16 protein-coding genes and 1 riboswitch are annotated in these 20,141 nt (G+C 39.2%); of the genes, 14 read left to right on the top strand and 2 right to left on the bottom strand.

What is annotated here, in order from left to right:
* The first annotated feature begins 47 nt into the window (after positions 1 to 47).
* The 11 genes from BLP92_RS02775 to BLP92_RS02725 all read left to right on the top strand — a co-directional run bounded on the left by BLP92_RS02775 (position 48) and on the right by BLP92_RS02725 (position 13,897).
* Positions 48 to 1,229 (top strand): alpha/beta hydrolase, encoded by a 1,182-nt coding sequence (locus tag BLP92_RS02775; protein ID WP_090840350.1) that lies wholly within the window; start codon positions 48 to 50, stop codon positions 1,227 to 1,229.
* A 16-nt stretch (positions 1,230 to 1,245) separates the two neighbouring features.
* On the top strand, positions 1,246 to 1,764 hold the full coding sequence (locus BLP92_RS02770; RefSeq protein ID WP_139148908.1) for a hypothetical protein: 519 nt from the start codon (positions 1,246 to 1,248) through the stop codon (positions 1,762 to 1,764).
* Positions 1,765 to 1,790: 26 nt separating this feature from the next.
* Complete coding sequence (locus BLP92_RS02765) at positions 1,791 to 2,951, top strand: aminotransferase A (protein ID WP_090840347.1); 1,161 nt, start codon at positions 1,791 to 1,793, stop codon at positions 2,949 to 2,951.
* Between the two features lie 258 nt (positions 2,952 to 3,209).
* Positions 3,210 to 6,065, top strand: a complete 2,856-nt coding sequence (locus tag BLP92_RS02760; RefSeq protein WP_090840345.1) for a 2-oxoglutarate dehydrogenase E1 component — start codon at positions 3,210 to 3,212, stop codon at positions 6,063 to 6,065.
* Positions 6,066 to 7,334, top strand: coding sequence for a 2-oxoglutarate dehydrogenase complex dihydrolipoyllysine-residue succinyltransferase (odhB, locus tag BLP92_RS02755; protein ID WP_090840343.1), 1,269 nt, complete (start codon positions 6,066 to 6,068; stop codon positions 7,332 to 7,334).
* 100 nt (positions 7,335 to 7,434) lie between these two features.
* Positions 7,435 to 8,928: a phytoene desaturase family protein gene (locus BLP92_RS02750; RefSeq protein WP_090840342.1), complete on the top strand. Its 1,494-nt coding sequence runs from the start codon at positions 7,435 to 7,437 to the stop codon at positions 8,926 to 8,928.
* A 20-nt stretch (positions 8,929 to 8,948) separates the two neighbouring features.
* On the top strand, positions 8,949 to 9,821 hold the full coding sequence (locus BLP92_RS02745) for a S1 family peptidase (RefSeq protein WP_090840340.1): 873 nt from the start codon (positions 8,949 to 8,951) through the stop codon (positions 9,819 to 9,821).
* A gap of 92 nt (positions 9,822 to 9,913) precedes the next feature.
* A complete protein-coding gene (rlmN, locus tag BLP92_RS02740; RefSeq protein ID WP_090840338.1) occupies positions 9,914 to 11,002 on the top strand; it encodes a dual-specificity RNA methyltransferase RlmN in 1,089 nt (362 codons plus the stop codon).
* An 86-nt stretch (positions 11,003 to 11,088) separates the two neighbouring features.
* A complete protein-coding gene (locus BLP92_RS02735) occupies positions 11,089 to 11,808 on the top strand; it encodes an HAD family hydrolase (protein ID WP_090841066.1) in 720 nt (239 codons plus the stop codon).
* Between the two features lie 585 nt (positions 11,809 to 12,393).
* Entirely contained in the window at positions 12,394 to 13,353 is a 960-nt protein-coding gene (gene pfkA, locus BLP92_RS02730) for a 6-phosphofructokinase (protein WP_090840336.1), read from the top strand.
* 79 nt (positions 13,354 to 13,432) lie between these two features.
* Positions 13,433 to 13,897 (top strand): TraR/DksA C4-type zinc finger protein, encoded by a 465-nt coding sequence (locus BLP92_RS02725; RefSeq protein ID WP_175444157.1) that lies wholly within the window; start codon positions 13,433 to 13,435, stop codon positions 13,895 to 13,897.
* 179 nt (positions 13,898 to 14,076) lie between these two features.
* Here the strand turns inward: BLP92_RS02725 and pssA are convergent, their stop codons facing one another.
* Positions 14,077 to 14,781, bottom strand: coding sequence for a CDP-diacylglycerol--serine O-phosphatidyltransferase (gene pssA / locus BLP92_RS02720; protein WP_090841064.1), 705 nt, complete (start codon positions 14,779 to 14,781; stop codon positions 14,077 to 14,079).
* 169 nt (positions 14,782 to 14,950) lie between these two features.
* Here pssA and BLP92_RS02715 point away from each other — a divergent pair, with 169 nt between their 5' ends.
* The 3 genes from BLP92_RS02715 to BLP92_RS02700 all read left to right on the top strand — a co-directional run bounded on the left by BLP92_RS02715 (position 14,951) and on the right by BLP92_RS02700 (position 18,572).
* On the top strand, positions 14,951 to 15,889 hold the full coding sequence (locus BLP92_RS02715; RefSeq protein ID WP_090840332.1) for a ribose-phosphate diphosphokinase: 939 nt from the start codon (positions 14,951 to 14,953) through the stop codon (positions 15,887 to 15,889).
* A 291-nt stretch (positions 15,890 to 16,180) separates the two neighbouring features.
* Positions 16,181 to 17,263 carry an AI-2E family transporter gene (locus BLP92_RS02710; RefSeq protein ID WP_090840330.1) on the top strand — a complete coding sequence of 361 codons (1,083 nt, stop codon included), beginning with the start codon at positions 16,181 to 16,183 and terminating at the stop codon, positions 17,261 to 17,263.
* Positions 17,264 to 17,747: 484 nt separating this feature from the next.
* Positions 17,748 to 18,572, top strand: a complete 825-nt coding sequence (locus BLP92_RS02700) for a YihY/virulence factor BrkB family protein (protein WP_090840326.1) — start codon at positions 17,748 to 17,750, stop codon at positions 18,570 to 18,572.
* 229 nt (positions 18,573 to 18,801) lie between these two features.
* On the opposite strand, the gene dapA is transcribed toward BLP92_RS02700, so the two are convergent.
* Positions 18,802 to 19,692, bottom strand: a complete 891-nt coding sequence (gene dapA, locus BLP92_RS02695; RefSeq protein ID WP_090840324.1) for a 4-hydroxy-tetrahydrodipicolinate synthase — start codon at positions 19,690 to 19,692, stop codon at positions 18,802 to 18,804.
* Positions 19,693 to 19,825: 133 nt separating this feature from the next.
* A riboswitch (Lysine riboswitch) is annotated at positions 19,826 to 20,013 on the bottom strand.
* Positions 20,014 to 20,141: the final 128 nt, after the last annotated feature.

The following is a 20,141-nucleotide window of genomic DNA, read 5'->3' as shown; positions in this document are numbered from 1 at the left end:
GTAAACATTCAAAGAAGGTTAGTTGATTGACAGGGGGTTACCAGGGAATGATGAGGTTAAGGGCTGCTTTTAAAAATATATTTTTAATCAGTTCGGTCTTTGTAGCTTTAATGCTAGTAGTTATTTCTGCAGCAGTTTTTTTATGGCAGACTACAGAGGAGGGGAGACTTCCCGCGAAAACCGCTGTAGTGCTGCATGCAATCAATAATAACTTAGTTGATCTGGATATTAATATTACTCCTCCCAGAATTGTTTCCGGTGAAAAAGGAGGAAGTCCGACCATACTTAAAGAAGATATATTTATGCCTGTCCAGGGAGATGTCCAAATTCCTGCAAGAATTTACCGTCCAAGGGGAGAGGGACCCTTTCCTATCGTAATGTATTATCATGGAGGAGCATTTATGGAAGGATTTGGGAATCTGGATACGCATGATAATATTATCAGGTCTGTGGCATCAAGAACAAACAGTATTGTTATAGCGCCATCCTATCGCCTTGCTCCGGAACATATTTTCCCATCCGCAGTAGAAGACAGCTATACAGCGCTGCAGTGGGCTGTTTCAAATGCGGACAGCTTAAATGGTGATATTGAGAAAATTACTGTTATGGGGGACAGTGCCGGAGGAAATATAGCGACCGTAGTGGCACAGATGACCCGGGACAGAAATGGTCCGGAACTGCTATCTCAAGTGCTTTTATATCCCCTGACTACGTTTCAGGAGGTACCACTTGCGTCCAGGGATATATATGACAGCGGCTATTATCTGCTTTCACGTTCGGTGATGTACCGGGCACGGGATGCATATACTCCGGAAGAATGGATGTGGTCTCATCCCTATACTTCTCCGCTGCACTCTGAAGATCTCAGCGGACTGCCGCCGGCTTTAGTTATAACTGCGGAATTTGATCCGCTTCGTGACGAAGGAGAACAGTACGCAGAATTACTGCATGATCACGGAGTTTCTGTAAGAACTTCAAGATATAGGGGAGTCATGCATGGATTCATCTCCTTTTATGAGGTGATGCAGAGTGGAAGGAATGGCATGCATGAAGCGGCTTCATTTATAAAACAGGCCAATCAGGATCAGCTTGTTTTTACCGATGAATATCAACTGCAGGTACGACAGCCCCCACAGGGAATGGAGCGGGTGAGGGAACAGACTGAAGCGTTTGCTATTGCAGCATATTTATTAGGTCGATCAGGAGCTGATATATTTATTAATGAGTAGAGTGAGGGAAACTTTTATGAATTATGATGTGAGACAACAGGTTAATTGGGGAATACGCATTTATGCAGCAGCTATTCTCCTTTTTTCACTCATGTATATTGGATATTATCTTTACATTAGTTTTACTTGGGGACTGCGTCAGGGAGGACTGAGCCTTTTAGTTTCTGATGGAATTTTTTTATTATTTCTTCCAATAGCTGCAGCCCTATTTTATTTTAAGCCTGCCGGCTGGTGGCTGAATATGATTGTTTTTACATATTTACTTATTTCAAAGATTGTTGCAGTAGCGGCGAATATTTTTTTGCTCCAGGCTGGATTGATCGTAGACCAGGAAGGCGGCATGAATTTTGCTATAGAAACATTTTATATTGTGCTTTATCTTGCAATTCTCATCTTATTTTTATGGAAGCCCGTAAGAGAAGCTTTAAATGTATATTTGGAGAGACTGAGAATCAGCGCATTTTGGAGGATTTTTCCGGCTGCACTGGTAATTTACGCCCTGCAATTTTATGCAGCAATTATATTTCTTAATTAAGTTGTTTCAGAAAGGTGATTACTCGCATGAACCCAAACATAAATCCACACGTAAAAGAAATTCAAATTTCCGGAATCAGACAATTTTTTAATCGCGTGCAGGAATATCCTGAAGCAATGCAGCTGACTTTAGGACAGCCTGATTTTCCGACACCAAAACATATTAAAACAGCAGCTAAAACAGCACTTGATAAAGATAAAACCACCTATACAGCGAACGCAGGAACGATAGAGCTGCGAAAAGCTGCTAGTGAATGGATACAGAATAAATATGAACTTGCTTATCATCCATTTTCTGAAATCATTGTAACTGCGGGTGCTTCTCAGGCTATAGACGTTGCTATGCGCACGATACTTGAGCCTGGGGATGAAGTTATTGTTCCTGCACCCGTATATCCTGCCTATGCTCCTATTATTAAACAGTGCGGGGGTATAATTAAGTATGCAGATACGAGAAAAAGTGATTTTAAATTAACGCCGGAATTAATAAGAGAACATATATCTCCTGCTACAAAAGCCATAATGATCCCTTACCCTTCAAATCCTACAGGAGTTGTTTTAAGTGCTGATGAAATGCAGGCTTTGTATTTGGAACTGCGTGAGAAAAACATATTTATTGTTGCTGATGAAATATACAGTGAGTTATGTTTCGATGATGCACACAGGACAATTGCATCCTACCCGGGGATGAAAGAAAAAACTATACTGATTAATGGACTCAGCAAATCTCACTCCATGACAGGTTGGAGAATTGGATTTCTTTTTGCCGATGCTTCAATTACGCAGCACTTGCTGAAAGTTCATCAATACAATATCAGCTGTGCCAGCTCCATATCACAGGAAGGGGCCCTGGCTGCTCTGGTAGAAGGTCAAAATGACCCCGAAGAAATGAGAGAAACATATCAGAAACGAAGAAATTGGATGCTCAGTAAACTGCAGGAAATAAATATCCCGGTGGTAAAACCGGGCGGCGCCTTTTACCTTTTTCCCGATATTCGAGCTTCCGGATTAAGTTCTTTTGATTTTGCACTGCAGCTGCTTGAAACTGAGAAACTGGCGGTAGTCCCCGGAGATGCTTTCTCAGAATACGGAGAAGGTTATATAAGAATATCTTATGCATACTCCATGGAGCAGCTGGAAGAATCCATGGAACGGCTGGAGCGATTCTGGAAAAGAATAATTTCCTGAAAGAATTAAACAATTAAGTGCAATAGTGATTTTAATAAAAGCATAACTGAAATTTCTTCAAAAAAGTTTTAAACTGACTAATTAAATGATTACAAAACATTTGAGAGATATTTTTCCAAATACCTCACTTAAAATCAGGAGAAATGGTAAACTAATCTTTGAGGAAAGGATTAGATAATGGTAGAATAAATGTGTAAACGCTTTACATTACTCGGTGACAACTTTTACATATTTACAAATTCACTGGAGGTAGCAGACATGGGAAGTGAGTCAATTAAGTTGAGCGAAGGCTGGTCGCAGTTTTATGGACCGAACCTTGGTTACATGCTCGAAAAGTTTGATGATTATCAGGATGATCCGGAATCAGTAGAGGAAGATCTCGCCGCTTTTTTTCAAAAGTGGGGAGCATACCAGGAAACGGCTGAAAAGCAGCCCGCAGCACCTGTTGCAGGTACTGAAGAAAATCGGGGAAAGCAGGATTATTACACAGCTATTAATGCTATGAGGCTTGCAGAATCCATTCGTAGAAATGGACATTTGATGGCAGACATAATTCCTGTCCGTCTGGATGAAGTAAAAGACATTCTTAATTATGAAGAGTTCGACCTTACCAGAGAAGAATTAAAACTTGTACCACCAGAACTTCTCTCCCCTCATAATTATGAGTCTTTTAATAATGGTCTGGAAGCGGTGGATCATTTAAAAGAAACATATACGAAAAGAATGGCATTTGAAATTAAACAGGTACATGATATCGAAGAACGCCGCTGGCTGTTTCGTCAAGTAGAGTCAGGTAGATACCTTCCCGAATTGACGAACGATATTCGTAAGCAGTTTTTGGAAAGACTGAATCAGGTAGAAGGTTTTGAACATTTCATACATAAGACTTTCAAAGGGCAGAAGAGGTTTTCGATTGAAGGTCTGGATGCTATGGTGCTGATGCTTGATGAAGTCGTTCGTGAATCCGTTGAAGACGGTGCTGAAAAAATGATGATCGGCATGGCTCACCGCGGGCGTCTTAATGTTTTAGCCCACGTATTAGGAAAGCCTTATGAACTTATTTTTTCGGAGTTTCATGATGCGCCGAATAAAGACCTTGTACCATCAGAGGGTTCTGTGGGAATAAATTACGGCTGGACCGGAGATGTAAAATATCATCTGGGTGCAGATCGTGAAATTCATGAAGATCAAACGGATGTTACTATTACATTAGCAAATAATCCAAGTCATCTTGAGTTTGTTGATCCAGTAGTGGAAGGTCTTGCAAGAGCAGCACAGGATGACCGTTCCAAGCCTGGAAAACCTTCGCAGGATATGACAAAAGCTCTGCCAATTCTAATACATGGAGATGCAGCATTTCCAGGTCAGGGTGTAGTAGCTGAAACTCTCAACATGAGCAGGCTGGATGGTTATGCTACTGGTGGTACTATCCACATCATTGCTAATAACCTTATCGGATTCACTACAGTAAGCGGTGATTCGAGATCTACTATCTATGCCAGTGACTTGGCAAAAGGATACGAAATTCCAGTCATCCATGTTAATGCGGATGACGTGGAAGCTTGTGTTTCTGCTATGCATCTTGCCTATACGTACCGTCAGGAATTTAATAAAGATATTGTAATTGATCTGATTGGTTACAGACGCTATGGTCATAATGAGATGGACGAGCCGATGACTACACAGCCCAGCCTTTATAAAAAGGTGAAAGAGCATCCTACTGTATTCAATATTTACGGCGAAAAATTAGTACAGGAAAATATCGTTTCAGAAGACGAATTCAATTCTATGCGGGATAAGCTGAACGAAAAGCTTACCAATCATTTTGAAAACATCAAAGGAAACAAACGGGAAACTATTGACGGGGATATGAATCCGCCTGAATATGTGGAAGACAGACTGGAAGGTATTGAAACTGCAGTAGATAGAGATACGCTGAAAAAAATAAATGAAGAACTTTTGCAGTTCCCTGAGAATTTTAACGTTTTTCCTAAATTAGGTAAAATATTAAACCGAAGAGTAGAAGCTGTAGAAGAAGGCGGTAAAATAGATTGGGGCCATGCCGAAACTTTAGCATTTGCTTCCATAATTACTGAGGGAATTCCTATTCGATTAACTGGACAGGACTCCGAGCGGGGCACATTCTCTCAAAGAAACCTTGTACTGCATGATTACGAAAACGACAGCACGTATTATCCGCTTCACGGGCTATCAGAAGGTAAAGCATCTTTTACTGTGCACAACAGCCCGCTCTCTGAAGTAGCGGTAGTTGGATTTGAATATGGATACAATGTACAGTCTCCTGAAACTTTAACGATTTGGGAAGCACAGTATGGAGATTTCTCCAATGGAGCCCAGGTTATCTTTGACCAGTTTATTTCCAGTGGCCGGGCAAAGTGGGGACAGAAGTCGGGCTTAGTTCTTCTGCTTCCGCACGGCTACGAAGGGCAGGGTCCGGAGCATTCCAGTGGACGAATGGAAAGATTCCTTACGCTTGCTGCAGAAAATAACTGGCACGTAACAAATTTGACGCGAGCAAATCAATATTTTCATCTTCTTCGAAGACAGGCGAAAATGCTCAAAGAAGATGTATCAAGACCGCTCGTTCTCATGGCACCTAAAAGCTTATTGCGAAATGAACTGGTTGCCTGTGACCTTACTTCTCTCGCAGAAGGAGAATTTAAGCCGGTATTACCAGTGGATGGATTAGCAGAGACACCGGATAAAGTGAAGCGTGTAGTATTTGCTTCCGGAAAAGTAGCAGTTGATATGGAAGAGCGGCTTGCGTCTCTTGATGAAAAGCCGGATTGGCTGCAAATCATTAAAGTAGAAGAGCTCTACCCATTCCCACGGACTCATATTAAAGAAATTATTGATGAATATACAAATCTGGAAGAAATCTTCTGGGTTCAGGAGGAGCCGCAGAATATGGGCGCCTGGCATTATATACATCCACATTTGTTAAGTTTGACGAACAGTGAAATTGCAGTGGAATTTGTTGGGCGCAGACGTCGTTCAAGTACTGCTGAAGGTGATCCGAAAGTTCACAAACTGGAACAGAACAGAATCATTGATGAAGCGACGACACGAGATGGTGAAGGGAGTAATGAATAAATGTTGGAAATCAAAGTACCAGAATTAGCAGAATCTGTAACAGAAGGTACGGTGGCAGAATGGCTGAAACAGCCGGGGGATTATGTGGAAAAAGGGGAAGACATCGTTGAGCTTGAAACTGATAAAGTCAACGTAGAAATTTCTGCAGATGAAGCTGGAGTGTTAAAAGAAACAAAAGCAGAAGAAGGAGATACTGTAAAAGTAGGAGATACAATTGCAGTGATTGATACTGAAGCATCTTCGGGGGATTCTGCGGAATCTTCAGAAGATAAAAAGGAAGAAACACCTAAAAAAGAAACACCGAAGGAAAAAGAACCTGAGAAGGAAGAAAAACAGGTGAATAAGGAATCCGGGACTACTGACGGTTCTTCCGATCAAAGCAGCGATGAAAGAGTTATTGCTTCACCTTCAGCAAGAAAATATGCAAGGGAAAAAGGAATTAACTTAAATGATATCCAGCCGCGTGATCCGCTCGGTCGTGTAAGAAAAGAAGACATAGATGAACATTCTTCCAAAAAAGAAGCGCCTAAATCAGAAAAGCAGCCAGAAAAACAAGATGACCCTTCAAAGCCTGTCCGAAGGGAAAAAATGTCGCGCAGACGACAGACCATTGCCAAACGTCTAGTTGAAGCGCAGCATACTGCTGCAATGCTGACTACTTTTAATGAAGTTGACATGACAAACCTTCTTGATTTAAGAAGCCGCCGTAAGGATAAGTTCATGGAAGATAATGGCGTAAAACTTGGCTTCATGTCATTTTTCACAAAAGCAGTAATCGGGGCTCTAAAAAAATTCCCATACATTAATGCTGAAATTGACGGGGATGAAATCATCCTTAAAGATTATTACGATATTGGTGTAGCAGTTTCCACCGATGACGGATTACTAGTACCGGTAGTCCGAGATGCAGATCGATTAGGATTTGCTGGGATTGAAAAACAGATTGGTTCTTTGGCTCAAAAAGCTCAAAATAAGAAACTTAAACTTGATGACCTGCAGGGTGGAAGCTTTACAATCACAAATGGAGGAGTTTTCGGGTCCCTATGGTCCACTCCGATTTTAAACACTCCACAAGTAGGTATTCTTGGGATGCATAAAACGCAGATGCGTCCAGTCGCAATAGATAATGAAAGATTTGAAAACCGGCCAATGATGTACATCGCGCTCTCTTACGACCACCGTATTATCGACGGCAGTGACGCAGTCCGGTTCTTAGTAAAAGTGAAGGAACTACTTGAAGATCCAGAACAGTTATTACTCGAAGGATAACTAATTTACCGCAGTCAGATATTCTGACTGCGGTTTTCTTGTTCTCGGAAAACAATTTAAATTATACTGGTAGTATTAGTTTTGGCAGGGGTGAGTTAAAGTGAGCAAAAAAATTGTGATAGTAGGTTCAGGATTTGCCGGAGTAACGGCAGGGGCACTTCTTCAGAAGCAGGGACAGCAAGTTACTCTGCTTGAAGCCGCTGCTGAATGGGGAGGCAGCGCAGGGAAATTCCAGAGAAATAAGTTTCGATTTCCTGTCGGAGCTACGCTGGCTATGGGGTTTGAACGGAACGGTGTCCATGATCAGATAAATAAATATTTAAATATCAGCGTCGATATCAGTAAACTTGATAAAGTAATGGATATCCATTTAGGAAATGAGCACATTCCCTATTACCAAAATAGAAAACAGTTTTTAAGAATGTGGTCGAGGCATATTCCTGAAGCTTCAGAAAGAATAGAAGCTTTTTTTAAAGAAGTTTGGTTTTATGCTTCTCTCACAAGGACTTATATGGAACATTTTCCTGTATTGTATCCTAAACGTTTGCACGAATTAATGGCCGTCCGCAGAGGGTTTACCATCAACTCTCTGCTTTTGATGCCTCACATTCATTCTTCACTTGATAAATTAGTTAAAAAACATCGTCTAGAAGATGAAACAACATTTACTCAATTCCTGGATAGTGTATTAATCGATAGTATGCAGACAGGTTATAAAACATGCTCACTGCTAATGGGATGTACCGCTCTGGATGTTTATCATAGAGGAGTCTGGTATATTAAAGGTGGTTTCTTTAAGGTAATTGAAGAATTAATTGAATCTCTGAAAAGAAACGAAGGAACTGCAAAAAAATTGCGAAGAGTTACTGAAATCATACCGGGAATATGCAACGGACCAGCCTGGCTGGTGAAAGATCATCGTGGAAATGAATATCCGGCAGATGAAGTAATTTTAAATATGCCAATTAAAAATACGAAAGACTTATTTCCGCAGCATTGTTATGATCAGCTGAAGCCTCATTTTAAAGGAAAAGATTCTTCAAATGAACAGTGGGGGGCATTTACATTATATTTAGGTACAAAAGATATATTTCCGGCTGATACACCGCTTTTTCAACAAATTCTGGTAAATCCAGAAGGACCCGTCAGTGCAGGCAATCATTTTTTTGTATCAATTTCGGAACAGGGTGACATAGAAAGAGCGCCTGAAGGATACAGGTCAATTACTATATCCACCCATATTGATTTATTAAACTGGAATACAAAAGAAGAATATGATCAACTATCTGAACAAATCCAGGAAACAGTATTGAGTATATTGGAAAAAAAGTTTCCCGGATTTACTGAATCAGTGGTGCATGGTTTAAGTGGTGGACCTAGAGCCTGGGAAAGGTATACAAAGCGAAAAGGGGGAGCGGTTGGTGGATTTCCCCAGACACCTCAGAACGCTTTGCAAAGAGCCATTTCTCACAGAACACCGCTTCAGGGTATATGGCTGTGTGGGGATAACGTATTCCCCGGAGCAGGGTCTATCGGAGCTTCCAGTTCTGGAGTTCACGTTGCTCGATCCATTTTGAAAGATCGGATTTTTTAATGTATAACGGAGGGTAGCAAGTGTCAGATTATAACAAGGACGATGATAAAAATCAGGATTTAAAAGACAAAAAGCCGGAAGATTTAGAAGAGAAGAAAGAATCTGAAGAAGAGTTGTTTTTCGATGGGGAGAACTATTTAACGAAAGAAGAATTTTTCAATCCTCCTGAAGAAGAAAAACTCGAAAATCAGAAGCCGAAGAAAACGAAGCGTTTTTTTAAGGTTATTATTGCATCAGTAGTTACTGTAGCTTTGTTAGCAAACGTGTTTGCAGTATGGCCCCAGCTGTTTAACTTTCCAGCTGCAGAATTTTTAGAAAATGCAAGAGAGCTGTCAGATAATGAAGAGGTTCAAAGTTATAAAGAATCAATTGTCGTAGTAAGAACGGAAGATTCCAAAGGAACAGGATTTGTATTTGACGAAGGCAGAATAATGACAAATGAACATGTGATCAGGGACGGTGCAGAAATCACGGTTCACTTTGAAAACGGTGATTCTTATTTTGCTGAAGTAGAAGATGAAAGTGAAGAACTGGATATTGCACTGCTGACAGTTGACAGCGATGACTTTTCCCACCCTGAACTCTCACTGTCAACAGCCTGGACAGAAAATGAAGATATAGTTGTAATTGGAAACCCTTTATTTTTTAATTATATAGCGAATAGAGGTATGATTTTGGAGCATGTTTCTATAAACAGTAAACCAAGTGATGTCATTGCTCTTGAGGCTCCAATTTACAGGGGCAGCAGTGGTAGTCCTGTAATTAATGAGGATGGGGAAGTAACTGGAGTAATTTATGCTACTTCCAATATTCAATTTGATACAGAATCACAGCGGGTTGGTCTTGCTATTGATATGGAGGATATTTTGGAAGGGTTCGAAGAGTTAAATTAATATACTTGCTTTTTTTATGATAGCTTGAGATAATGGCACATGGTTTTAAATGAACGGAGCACTACGCGAGATTAAAGAAATGAGGGTTTACCATGAAAGAGTCTATTTACGGTTATACTTTTACAGCACTGGAAGATTGGTTTGTTGAACGCGGCCATAAAGCTTTCCGTGCGAAACAGGTATGGGACTGGTTATATAAAAAAAGAATTGATAGTTTTTCTGAAATGACAAATGTGAAACAGGAACTTATTGAAGTTTTGGAAGAATCATTTACACTGCAGACGCTGGATGTTCATTCAAAGCAGGTATCACAGGATGGAACTATGAAATTTCTTTTCCGTCTGAAAGACGGGAATCTTATTGAAACAGTTTTAATGAGGTTCGATTACGGATCTTCCGTCTGTGTAACCACACAGGTAGGATGTAATATCGGATGCAGTTTCTGCGCAAGCGGACTGCTGACGAAGAGCAGAGATTTAACAGCGGGAGAAATTGTTGAGCAGATCATGCATGTGCAAAAAGCAATGGATGAAGAAGAGAAAGAAGAACGCGTAAGTCATATAGTAGTTATGGGTATTGGAGAGCCGTTTGACAACTACGAAAATCTTATGGCCTTTCTACGGGTAGTTAACAGTGACCGCGGCCTTGGAATAGGAGCCCGTCATATTACGGTTTCAACAAGTGGGATTATCAAAAGAATTTATGACTTTGCAAATGAAAATATTCAGGTCAACCTGGCTGTTTCTCTCCATGCGCCTAATAATGAAATGCGTACGAGAATAATGAAAATTAATAAAGCACAGCCGATCGAAAAGTTAATGGAAGCGATAGATTACTATTTAGAAAAAACGAACCGCAGAATTACTTTCGAATATATTCTGCTGGACGGAGTCAATGACAGTAAAGAAACTGCATTGGAGCTTGCTGAGCTAATTAAAGACAAGAAAAAGCTTTCCTATGTGAATCTTATCCCCTACAACCCGGTGGATGAGCATATTCAATATGAACAAAGCAGAAAAAGTAATATCCTTACCTTCTTTGACACTCTGATGAAGCAGGGCGTTCAATGTGGTGTGCGTCATGAGCAGGGATCGGATATTGATGCTGCATGCGGCCAGCTGCGAAGCAAGCAAATGGAGAAAGACCGTAAAAAAGCAAAGGCCTCTGCAGGAAAAGAATAGTATAAGAAGAATTTGATAAGGATGTCTCATATATGGGACATCCTTTCTTACATAATAATTTACTGGCAAAGGAGAAACGAATTCATATGAAAGCTATATTATTTGATCTTGATGGTACACTGCTCCCTATGGATACGGAAGCATTCATTAAAAATTACACAAAAGAACTAGCACCAAAAGTCGCGCATATTGTAGAACCGGACCAGTTTATTAAAGCTTTGTGGACCGGCACAGAAGCTATGATGTCAAACAAAGATGCGGCAAAAACCAATGAAACAGTATTTATGAATGCATTTCTACCAATTGCTGAGGTGGAAAAAGATGAAATTTGGCCTGTGTTGGATAACTTTTACAATTATGATTTTGCTTCTTTTTCTTATTTAACTTCTCCTACTTCAAGTGCCAGAGAAATTGTAAATACTGCGCTGACCAAAGGATATAAAGTAGCGATAGCCACGAACCCTGTTTTTCCAAAAGTAGCCATTGAGCACAGGTTGGAATGGGCGGGACTAAAAGATTTACCGCTTGATCATGTAACCTATTACGAGAACAGTTATTACACAAAACCTCATACTGAATATTACCAGTCGATTGCTGAAGAATTAGGAGTAAATACAAATGATTGCGTGATGGTCGGGAACGATAAACAAGAAGATATGGCAGCAGGAAACTGTGGAATGAAAACATATTTAGTACATGGACACGTTATTGACCGGGGAACTGATAGCTTCGCGGTTAATGATGAAGGAACGCTCGAGCAATTAACGAAAGATATTTCAGATAATACAGGCATATTCAAAACCTAAGCTGCCTTGAAAATAAAAGTTTTGCTGAAAAGAGGCTCTTCACCTTAATAAGTAGTTGAAATAGAAAGAACAACCTTCCTTTCATATACAGCCTCCTCTTTCATAGTGCAGTTTAATCTGCCTGTAGTTTTCATTGTGACAGGAGAAAATTTCGCTTCTGCTGTCCGGCTCTGGAGAACCTCTACAGCTCAGACTTCCATCTTCCGTGATATTCCACATGTGTCTGCCGGTTTTCATTTTTTATTACCTATGCTATATAAAATAAACGCCTGTTTCTGCTGTGCACACTTATATTAACAGGAAGGTTTATACGCCTGAGGATAAAAAGACCGGAAAAAATAAGGGAACAGCTGAAGAAGGTCACCACGTCAGGAGGGGTTTTCAACACCAAAACAGACGTTAGTAGGTCCAAATTATTAAAATAATATACTTTTTAAATGAAAATGTTCTGTAAAGTGGATATTTCTATAGCCAGCTGGAAAAGAATCTGTAGACGTATGAATAAATTTTCTGGCATCAGAGCAGTCGAAAAGGTAAGATAAGTTTGTAGAATTAACAAAGATTCACAAGTGGAGGGATTAACAGATGAAAAAAATAGCTGTATTAACAAGTGGAGGAGACGCACCAGGAATGAATGCTGCAATAAGAGCAGTAGTAAGAGCGAGCATTTATTTTGATATGGAGATATATGGTGTAAAAAGAGGTTTTGAAGGACTTATCCATAAGGACATATTTCAACTGGATGCTTCTTCCGTAGGTGATATCATACATAAGGGCGGAACCTTTTTAAAAACTGCCCGTTCAGTAGAGTTTATGTCCAGAGAGGGACGTTTAAAAGCAGTGGAAGCTTTAAAGGACATAGGGATTGAAGGATTAATAGTAATAGGAGGAGACGGCTCATTCAGAGGAGCAGAAAAATTAACGGAAGAAGGAATAAAGACGATAGGCATCCCAGCTACTATAGATAATGACCTCGCTTATACAGATTATACTATTGGCTTTGATACTGCGGTAAACACAGTGATTGATGCAGTTACCAAGATCAGGGATACTTCCACTTCTCATGAGAAAACTACAATAATCGAAGTAATGGGGAGATATTGTGGAGATCTGGCACTGTATGCAGGTGTTACCGGAGGGGCGGAAAGCATAATAGTTCCTGAAGATCCAGTTTCTATAGAAACGATTATTAATAAATTGAATCAAGGAAAAAAACGAGGAAAACTTCACCATATTCTTATGCTCGCAGAAGGAGCAGGAAGTGCTTCCAAACTGCAGGAGGAGTTACTTGCTTCCACTGGAGAAAATGCGAGAGTTACTGTGCTGGGTTTTATTCAACGCGGTGGAGATCCTACAGCTGATGATCGGCTGCTTGCCAGCAGAATGGGTGTAAAAGCGGTTGAATTGTTAAAGGATGGGGTTTCAAATCACGTGATAGGAGTCAGAAAAAATAAACTTTTTTCAAAGAAAATTGATGAAGCTCTCAAAGAAGACAAAGTACTCGATAAAGAACTTATCCGATTAGCAGAAATTTTGTCAGTTTAATCTATTTATCAACCTCGTGTTTAAATGTGGAAGATCAGGTGAATATACATCTATGAGACTCTACAAGGAGGAATTCCACATGGAACAAAAAAAATTGGATAAATTTAAAAAGATATTGGAAAGCAGAAAAAAAGAATTAAAAACTGATTCCACAGTCGATCCGCTTGATGATGAAGAACTATCGAACTATGATAATCATCCGGCAGATCAAGGTACTGAATTAGCGGACAGGCATACAGAGCAAGCTCTGACTAATCATCAGAAAAACGAGTTATTTGAAATAGAGGAGTCTCTCAGGCAGATAGAAAAAGGAACTTATGGAATATGCCAGGTGAGTGGAGAAGAAATCCCTGAAGAACGTCTGGAGGTTCAGCCTACTGCTAAAACAAAGGTTGAATACAGTGACCAGCTCCAGGAAAATAGAAGACCTGTGGAGGAAGAAGTAACGAGTACTATGCAGAGTGGCCAAAGAGACCGCCTGCGGCAGGGTCACTTAAATGACGCGATGGATCATGGCACTTCAGATTCCGATCAAGATAAATAAAGATAATAAGTGCTTGATAAATCAATCTTGTCTATTATGAGCTTCTTGTGTAAAGATAGTGGACACTGTGCCAAGCACCTTCTCAATTAGTGAAGCCTGTTATTTAAGAAATAAATTACTGCTGGTTTTCCAGCATGTTAGACTGCAGAAAAATTAAAAAGGCAGAGGACCTATGACCGTCAGTTGCCATAGTCCTCTGCTCTTTTTATTCGTTTTTTCTTTAAAAAAAGGAAAATTATCAGAAACAGAATATATAATATAATAGCTACAATTATTAAATTTGAATATTCAATCATTGCATTGTACCGGGTTACAATTATGATTGAAATAAGAAGAGCCGTAATAATTATCGTATACTTAGGAATCGGAACATTCTTTAAACTGGGAACTGGAATTTTACTGACCATCAAAATGCATAAAAGCATATATACTGCAGAGATAGCTGCCTGTGGAAGTGCATAGTTAAATAAAGTTAATAAAGCGATGATCCCTCCTGCAGCAGTTATCGGTACACCTGTAAAGTAGCTTTTAGTGGAAGTATCGGAATCAATGTTAAATCTAGCAAGACGAATTGCCCCAAAAATTGGGAACGTACCAGCAATGAGTAATCCGATAAAACCAAGGTCTGTAAAAGTTGTACCGAATATCAGCATAGCAGGAGCGGCCCCAAAGGTGACAATGTCTGCAAGTGAGTCGAGTTCCTTTCCAAAAGTGGATTCTACCCCTAATTTTCTTGCAGTCCATCCATCCATGCTGTCAAGCATCATTCCTATCAATATAAATATCGCAGCATTCTGATAATCTCCAATACTTGTTGCACCTATAGACATAAATCCAAATAACAGATTGGATAAGGTTATTCCGTTTGGTATATGTTTTATCATCACTAAGTTTTTTCTCCCTCCCTGTTATTTTCGTAATAATCTTTAGTATACCTTACTTTGTGAGTGAGAAGAAACTCCGAAGGAATCAATCTGAAAAATGGAAAAGTACCGACAAAGCTTACTGCATATGATAATATGAGAACATTGATATAATGCTGGAGGGATTATTATGCAAAATGATATGAAATTATTTACTTTAAATTCAAACAGAAAATTAGCAGAAGAAATTGCAGATAAGTTAGAAATGCCCCTGGGTGTTTCTTCAATTACACGTTTTAGTGATGGGGAAGTACAGATGAATATTGAAGAAACTGTCCGAGGATATGATACTTATTTGATTCAATCTACTTCTGAACCAGGTAATGAATATTTAATGGAATTATTAATCATGATTGACGCATTAAAACGTGCTTCTGCCAGATCCATTAATATTGTAATTCCTTATTATGGCTATTCACGCCAGGATCGAAAGGCTCGTTCCAGGGAACCGATTACAGCAAAATTGATTGCAAATTTATTGGAATCTGCTGGAGCAACGAGAATTCTGACGCTTGATCTTCATGCTGCACAAGTTCAGGGATTTTTTAATATCCCTGTGGATGAATTAAGAGCAAACAGCTTATTATCAGAATATTTTCTGAAAAAGAAGTTAAAAGATATCGTGGTAGTAGCTCCTGAAAATGCAGGAACTGCAAGAGCAAGGCGCTTAGCTGATCAGCTGGATGCACCGATTGCATTTATCGATAAGCAAAGAACCGCTGAAACAACTTCCGTTCACGGAATAAATATCATTGGAGACATTAAAGGAAAATCAGCAATAATTATAGACGATATGATTGATACAGCACGTACAGTGACATCCGGGGCCTCAGCTTTAATAGATCTGGGTGCGAAGGAAGTTTATGCATGCTGTACACATGGCGTACTGTCGGAGCCGGCAGTATCCAGAATAAGAGATTCTGATTTAAAAGAAGTAGTGATAACTAATTCTGTATTTTTACCTGCTCAGAAACAAGACGAACGAATTAAAGTTCTTTCTGTGGGAACATTATTAGCGGAAGGAATCAGACGCGTCCAGACAAATGAATCTGTGAGCACTTTATTCTAAAATAATTCGTAATATACTATTAAAATAAAAAACTTATATGAAAGAATTCACAAATCAAATAATACTTTTAAGGCAAAGCGGGTAAGAGTCATAGAAGGGTAATATTTCATCAGTGTCAGTACAGGGGCTGCTGAAACATTTATTTTATTAGTATATGTATATCAGTATGATCCTGACAGAAGTAAATATCCCTCTTCCGGTGATGGAATCGATTTAAATAACCACCCTATGAAATTTTCCATGGAACAGGGGGAAAATTCAAAAGAATTTATTGGCAGAGAGGAGTAATGTATGCCTAAGTCGAAATGGTTTTTGTTTTTATACAGCATCGTCCTACTTTTACTGGCAATTAATTTAGCGGTAGAAGTACCGTTTATATTTACGCCGATTACAGTAGCATTGTCATCAATTGCCCCAGTTATTATCGTCGGGGGAGTACTCTATTATATTTTAAGGCCGCTGGTAAATTTACTAGAAAAGTACATGCCGACTGTAGTGTCGATTTTACTTATTTTCTTAACATTTATTGGAGCGATTGCTGCATTAGTAACTTTTGTGGGTCCTATTATAGTGAGGCAGGCTCAGAACTTTGCCGATAATGTACCTAATATCATCAGCTCTGTCGAACAATGGATTAACGACATGATGACCAGTGAATGGATGGAGATGGTGCAGGGGGATCAGCTCCTGGAAGATTTCGATCCATCTGTAATTACTGATAACCTTACGCAGATAGCTGCTAACTTTGGAGGGAATATAGCAAGCATTTTAGGAATGATATTCAGTATCATCATGCTCATTGTTGTACTGCCTTTTGTATTATTTTTCCTTTTAAAAGATGCTCAAAAGCTGCCTGAAAGTATTCTGGGCTTTCTCCCGAGCGATCAGGAAGACGAAGGTAAAAAAATTATGAGTGAAATGGACGGCACTTTGAGTGCCTACATTCAGGGACAGGCTATCGTGAGTTTTTGTGTAGGTATACTTTCATTAATCTTATATTTAATTATTGGTTTAGATTATGCGTTAGTATTAGCTCTTGTTGCAATGCTGACAAATCTAATTCCTTTCGTAGGTCCTTTTATTGGAACGATTCCAGCAGTATTTGTAGCGTTTTTTGATGCACCAATTACAGCGCTTTGGGTGATATTAGGTATTGTGGTTATTCAGCAGATTGAAAGTAATTTAATATCCCCGAATGTAATGGGACATAAACTGCATATCCATCCGTTAACTATTATCCTTCTACTATTACTGGCTGGAAACCTGGCAGGGTTAATAGGACTGATACTTGCCATTCCTGCTTACGCTGTATCTAAAGTGATAGTACAGAATGTATATCGTTTATTAAAACTAAAGTATCCGAACCTAAGGTAATATTTATACAGTTTAACCGGCATTTTCAATAAAAAAGGTGGTTCCCCAATGTGTTTTTACATTTGAAACCTTTTTTATTTGAACAAATGATGCTGAGAAAGAAGATTTCTTTTAGCTGTGGAAGAGAGTGGGATGATGTAATTTCTCACTTTCTTATTCCTGCAGCCTTTAAGGGAATTTTCTTTTTTTATGAGCAGACAACTAATTTTCCAGACATCTTAAAAAAAGTTTTAAGAAGGGAAGGTACCTTCTATTAAATGTATCTTCACCAGTTTTGTTCTGCTTAATTTTAAAACTTAAACGATTTTTGCTTGTTAGTATAAGCTGTAAATAGGTTAAGCCTGAATCTGTTTCTAATTTACATAACTTATAATTTTTTTAAACACACAATAATCTAATGTGATAAAGCTGATTCGTACTGTTAAACTTTAAAATATCTTACAAACTATCTATATTCAAAAAACTGATAAAAAGAGGGATAAACATGTATGTATTTTTAAAGGAATACTTTTTAGAAATTAAAAAAGAGTGGAGTAAAGACCAGGCTCCGTTGTTGGCAGCTGCGCAGGCTTTTTATTATTTATTGTCGATTGTCCCTATGTTAATCCTGATAATTTCAATTCTGCCTTATTTCCAGTTTCAGCCTGAGCAAATTATAGAGTATGGAGAAGAATTTTTACCGGCTGAAGCGATGGAGGTAATGGAAGATACAATCATAGATACCGTTTCCACTCCTAATGGGGGGTTGCTTACTTTCGGAATTATAGGAACTATATGGTCGGCCTCTAATGGAATGAACGCTTTTATCATGGCGATTAATACTGCCTATAATGTTAAAACCAGGCGTACGTTTATTAAGCACCGGGCACTGTCCATACTTATGACGCTGCTGCTTATCTTTTCTTTTTTGGTCTCACTGACTCTGCCCATCTTCGGACAGGCTATTCTGGATTTAGTGACATCTTTTATAAACCTTCCGGAACAAATAGAACTCATCTTTCAAATAAGCAGGTGGGTTGCAGCCTTGATTATTATTACTCTAATTCTCTCTATTCTTTATAAAGTTGCACCTAATATGAAAATTCCTTTTAAAAAAGTCCTTCCTGGTGCATTGATTGCTACAGTCAGCTGGATGTTAGCTTCATTTGGTTTTTCCTTGTACATTAGCAACTTCGGTAATTTTTCTGCTACTTACGGAGGCTTGGGAGGAATTATTATATTGATGCTTTGGTTCTTCCTTACAGGTGCAATCTTACTGTTAGGTGCAGAAATAAATGCGATTCATTATAGAAAAACAAAAGGAAGGTAGTTTCTTAATAGAATTGCACTGCTGAACTGTAGAGGAAGGTGAGGTAATGATCACCTTTTCAGACTTTATTTCGAGTAAGAAAGCAGCAGAGTAATTAGCCGGAGACAACACCTCATTGAATGTGAATCAGCAATTTGAAATCTCTTTTTAAAATAAATTATATTTCAAGAAAGGTAATCTCTTTGAAAACAAAAAAAGCATACCAGGATAAAACCTGGTATGCTTTTAATTAAACAGCAGAAGAATATAATTTTCTTTGTAAAATTTGATAAATATGCTGCTCCTGCTCCTGAGTTAATGGAGTCAGCGGCAGTCTGACGGATCCTGCTTTCACATGAACCATTTCAAGTGCTGCTTTGACAGGAGAAGGACTAGGCGCGCTGAACATCGCGTCCATTACAGGCACGAGTTCGCGGTGCTGCTGGGCTGCATAGGCAGTCTGACCATTATGGAAGGAAGACAGCATCGATTGCATTTCGTTACCAATAATGTGCGCCGCTACAGAAATGATTCCTGCTGCTCCCACGGCAGCGGAAGGCAGTGTCAGACTATCATCTCCACTGTACAAAGTGAAATCTTCCGGTGTGCCGGAGATTACAGCCGTCATGTGATCCAGGTCTCCGCTCGCATCTTTAATGGAAACTATATTATCAACATTTTCAGCTAAAGCAATCGTTGTAGAAGCGTCTAAATGTACTCCCGTTCTCCCGGGAACGTTATAAAGGATTACAGGCAGAGAAGTTGCATCAGCTACAGTTTTAAAATGCAGATACATTCCCTCCTGATTAGGTTTATTATAATAAGGGGTAGAAAGCATGACAGCATCTACACCAGCCTGTTCTGCTAACTGAGTTAATTCTACAGCTGCATAGGTACTGTTTGTGCCCGTGCCTGCAATAACAGGTACCCGATTAGCTGCAAAATCAACTGTATTTTTGAATAAAGCTGCTTTTTCTTCGTGAGATAATGTAGGTGCTTCACCAGTAGTTCCTGCTACTACAATGGCATCGGAACCATTTGCAATAAGGTGATTAATCAGTTCACGAAGTGCCTGAAGATCAATATTTCCATTTTCATCAAAAGGAGTCACCATAGCTGTAATAACTTTTCCAAAATTCATAAAAATCCACCCTCTATTCAATAATTTTTCTGCCGGAACGACAGAGCTTTGAATAGAGCTAAATCATTGGCTTTAAAAACGAAAAAACAGCAGCTTGAAAGGCTCAGCTGCTGTGGTAAACTTCGTTTATCCAGCGTGAGATAGCCCTTCATACAGTCCGATTTTAAGACTATATGACAGTGTTGAACTTATTCAGTCCAACCCCAGCATTCCGTTCATGGTGAAACAGTCTGCTTCGGCAATGTTTCCTTTCAGTAAATATCTTAGGGACCCCATTCCCTCCATTTACCTAATTTTAAACAATGCGCCTCTAAACTCACTTCAATTGTTTGAAGTAATGTTAATTTGTAATTTCACACTACCAGAAAAAATAAAGTTTTGCAATCTTTACTTCTTATCAGGCAAATGTTTGAGAATATACTTTCATTTCGCTAAAATGGGGAGGATAG

The organism is Alkalicoccus daliensis (assembly GCF_900103955.1).
Classification (GTDB): Bacteria; Bacillota; Bacilli; order Bacillales; family Salisediminibacteriaceae; genus Alkalicoccus; species Alkalicoccus daliensis.
Note: the sequence above shows the minus strand (reverse complement) of the source record. Positions and strands in the feature narration are given on the sequence as shown.

What these genes read in the sequence shown, in the direction of transcription:
- BLP92_RS02775 (WP_090840350.1), top strand. Translation starts at nt 48, where the DNA reads ATGATGAGGTTAAGGGCTGCTTTTAAAAATATATTTTTAATCAGTTCG.
- BLP92_RS02770 (WP_139148908.1), top strand. Translation starts at nt 1,246, where the DNA reads ATGAATTATGATGTGAGACAACAGGTTAATTGGGGAATACGCATTTAT.
- BLP92_RS02765 (WP_090840347.1), top strand. Translation starts at nt 1,791, where the DNA reads ATGAACCCAAACATAAATCCACACGTAAAAGAAATTCAAATTTCCGGA.
- BLP92_RS02760 (WP_090840345.1), top strand. Translation starts at nt 3,210, where the DNA reads ATGGGAAGTGAGTCAATTAAGTTGAGCGAAGGCTGGTCGCAGTTTTAT.
- odhB (WP_090840343.1), top strand. Translation starts at nt 6,066, where the DNA reads ATGTTGGAAATCAAAGTACCAGAATTAGCAGAATCTGTAACAGAAGGT.
- rlmN (WP_090840338.1), top strand. Translation starts at nt 9,914, where the DNA reads ATGAAAGAGTCTATTTACGGTTATACTTTTACAGCACTGGAAGATTGG.
- BLP92_RS02735 (WP_090841066.1), top strand. Translation starts at nt 11,089, where the DNA reads ATGAAAGCTATATTATTTGATCTTGATGGTACACTGCTCCCTATGGAT.
- pfkA (WP_090840336.1), top strand. Translation starts at nt 12,394, where the DNA reads ATGAAAAAAATAGCTGTATTAACAAGTGGAGGAGACGCACCAGGAATG.
- BLP92_RS02725 (WP_175444157.1), top strand. Translation starts at nt 13,433, where the DNA reads ATGGAACAAAAAAAATTGGATAAATTTAAAAAGATATTGGAAAGCAGA.
- pssA (WP_090841064.1), bottom strand. Translation starts at nt 14,781, where the DNA reads ATGATAAAACATATACCAAACGGAATAACCTTATCCAATCTGTTATTT.
- BLP92_RS02715 (WP_090840332.1), top strand. Translation starts at nt 14,951, where the DNA reads ATGCAAAATGATATGAAATTATTTACTTTAAATTCAAACAGAAAATTA.
- BLP92_RS02710 (WP_090840330.1), top strand. Translation starts at nt 16,181, where the DNA reads ATGCCTAAGTCGAAATGGTTTTTGTTTTTATACAGCATCGTCCTACTT.
- BLP92_RS02700 (WP_090840326.1), top strand. Translation starts at nt 17,748, where the DNA reads ATGTATGTATTTTTAAAGGAATACTTTTTAGAAATTAAAAAAGAGTGG.
- dapA (WP_090840324.1), bottom strand. Translation starts at nt 19,692, where the DNA reads ATGAATTTTGGAAAAGTTATTACAGCTATGGTGACTCCTTTTGATGAA.